Consider the following 2,863-nt stretch of genomic DNA (forward strand, 5'->3'; position numbering starts at 1 on the left):
GCCAAAATGGACTTTATCGTCAGCATGATACGGGAAAGTTCCCCACCTGAAGCTACTTTTTTCAACTCCCCATAATCCGTACCCTTGTTCGCGGAAAACAAAAAGGTCAACCCGTCTTTTCCGTTGTTTTTGAACTCTTTAGAGGGATGTATTTCAATTTTGAAGGTCGCACTCGGCATGCCCAAGGAAGATAAACTATCCTGTAGCTGTTTTTTAAGACTCGGAAGCACCTTTTCACGTTTGGCGGACAATGAATCCGCCAATGTATCCAATTCCTTTTGCTGAACCGATCGTAATTCCTGTTTCCTTTGGATATTCGATTCCAAATTTTCGGTAACGCTTACTTTTTCGGATAAGGTTTCCTTGATTTCCAGTAATTCCGAAACATCCCCAGCCCCATGTTTTTTTTGTAGGTCGTAAAGCAGTTGCAACTTGGTATTGGTCTCTTCCAATGACTGCGGATCGGCTTCGGCACGGTCCTGAAATCGCTGTAACTCGTCGGCTATGTCATCGATCTCTATGAATATGGACTGTATGCGCTGGTTCAGGTCGGCATACTGACTCCCGAAACTGGACAATCGGTTGGACACTTGTTTTAATTCGGTCAGTGAGTTGACCACGCCTACCTGTTCATCGTTCAAAAGTTGATAACCCTTGGAAAGTAGTTCCAAGATATTTTCAATGTTGTTCAGTTGTTCGTAGCGCTCTTCCAGCTCCTCTTGAATACCTACCTTTAAAGGGGCGGCTTCCAATTCTTCCAACAGGAAACTGTTATAATCATGTTCCTTTATCGCCTCCTTTTGAAAATCGATAAGCTCTTGAAGTTCCTTTGAGGTTTTGCGGTATCCCTCCAAATTATCTGAATAGGTGGCCAGGAGTTTCCCGTTATCCGCCAAGGCATCGATAACTTTCAGTTGAAAATCATTGTCCGCCAAACGAAGGGTCTGGTGCTGTGAATGCACATCGATAAGGTTGTCACCGAGTTCGGTAAGAATATCTAGAGTCACCGGGGAATCGTTGATAAAGGCGCGGGACTTCCCGCTGGGCTGTATTTCCCTTCTTACGATGGTACGCTTCTCGTAATCGAGATTATTATCCTCAAAGAAGGACTTTAATCCATATTTATCAATCTTGAACTCCGCCTCGATGATGCATTTTGCATCCTTATCCCGCAAAGAAGAAAGATCCGCCCGCTTGCCCAATACCAAGGAAAGGCCTCCCAGCAAAATGGATTTGCCCGCCCCGGTTTCACCCGTGATACACGTAAATCCGTCCGTAAACGAAACGTTCAGTTCATCGATAAGGGCGTAATTTTTTATGGAAAGATTTGCGAGCACTGGCTACTGTAAGAGTTTAGTGTGGTAAAGATAATCGATAATTCAGAAAAAAAGCAATAGCGGGCCGGTGATTGATACGAAGTAATAAGTGGTTATCTCCCAATAGTAGTCTGCACTGTTTTTTCCTGCCAATTGTTTTCAATCGATAACTTGGCACTTTTTACTCAATACTTTATATCCTTCCAAGTATTGGAATAGGTAGGGGCAACGGCGTTCAAGGTCTCCTTCAATTCGACAATATCGACTTTGGGGCCATCGGAGAAGATATTTTGAATTTCATCGGCCTTGGCGTCAAAAAAGGTCTGTATCAAAAACGCATTGGGACGGCGTTGGATCATGGTTTCGAACAGTTTCATCGTACCGGCGATCACTTGTTTGCCCGTACTATTGTTGTCGCCCAAAATGTCCAGGCCCTTTCGATGGTAATTGTACATGGCGATACGATATTCGCGATACGTGTTCGACAAAAGATTATCAACCAGTTCGAAACGGCTGCGATCACTGTTCTGGTCCCAGCCCGAGAAATTGCTTCCCTGCGCTTGTGTGGTTATCTGTTGCGACGTCCGGAACGAATCGGTACCCCCTTCCAAGGCAAAAGTATCGGCATCCAAGCCTAGAATGACGTAAGCGTAATACGAAACAACCCCTACAAGGTTCGACTCAAAAACGTTTTTATTGAACACCAGCGGTTGAAACTCTATATATTCGAAATTGAAATCACTGTCCTTATAATTAAACACTGAAGTTTCATAAGATGTATTGTAAACGGGACGGGAAGATTGGATTTGGATATTGCCTTCAAAACGGTTCGATTCGTATTTGGTAATCGTAATGAACATCTGGCAATTGACCCGTTCGTTTTCCTGATAGGTGCGATTCGTCCATTTGTTCTTGTTTACAAAATCGTTCAACGAACGCTCCAAGGTTTTGAATATCTGCTGGTTGGTCTGCGCTACCTGATCGGAATTTACGGTAACCGTGCAATTCAGTTCTTGCGCCTGTAGCGAAAGGCCGAAGCATGAAACGACTAACAAAATATAGATTTTACGCATAGCGTCGTTTAAGGATTTCGGAGAAAATATCTTGGGCCACCTCGGCCTTGCTCTTTAGTTCAAACGGTATTATCGCGGAATTCTTATCGAGAAAGGTGATTTTATTGGTGGGTGTTCCGAATCCGGCCCCGGTATCGTTCAGGGAGTTGAGCACGATAGCGTCCAGATTCTTCTTTTTCAGCTTGGCCTTGGCGTTATCGAGTTCGTTTTCGGTCTCCAAGGCAAAGCCCACCAGATATTGCTTTTTCTTTTCTTTTCCGAGGGATAACAGGATGTCCTTCGTTTTCACCAGCGCGATGGAAAACTCGGCATCGTTTTTTTTAATTTTCTGTTCTGATACAAATTTCGGACGGTAATCGGCGACCGCAGCGGCACAGATAACAATGTCGGCATCCGGATAGCTTTTACGCACGGCTTGGTACATATCATCGGCGGAAATCACTTTTTCCAAACGTATGGATTCATGGGAAACCG

3 protein-coding genes are annotated in these 2,863 nt (G+C 44.3%); all 3 read right to left on the reverse strand.

Translation table 11 applies throughout. The features are described 5' to 3' along the window. On the reverse strand, positions 1-1,337 hold a 1,337-nt coding region (locus ACEW8S_RS07375; protein WP_373517521.1), incomplete at its 3' end, for a DNA repair protein RecN. 164 nt (positions 1,338-1,501) lie between these two features. Continuing rightward, complete coding sequence (locus ACEW8S_RS07380) at positions 1,502-2,389, reverse strand: DUF4835 family protein (RefSeq protein ID WP_373517522.1); 888 nt, start codon at positions 2,387-2,389, stop codon at positions 1,502-1,504. Further along, positions 2,382-2,863, reverse strand: a 482-nt coding sequence (locus tag ACEW8S_RS07385) for a phosphopantothenoylcysteine decarboxylase (protein WP_373517523.1), incomplete at its 5' end; no start/stop codon positions are given. The genes ACEW8S_RS07380 and ACEW8S_RS07385, both read right to left, overlap by 8 nt.

It is taken from the genome of Pricia sp. (genome assembly GCF_041745955.1).
Lineage (GTDB): Bacteria > Bacteroidota > Bacteroidia > Flavobacteriales > Flavobacteriaceae > Pricia.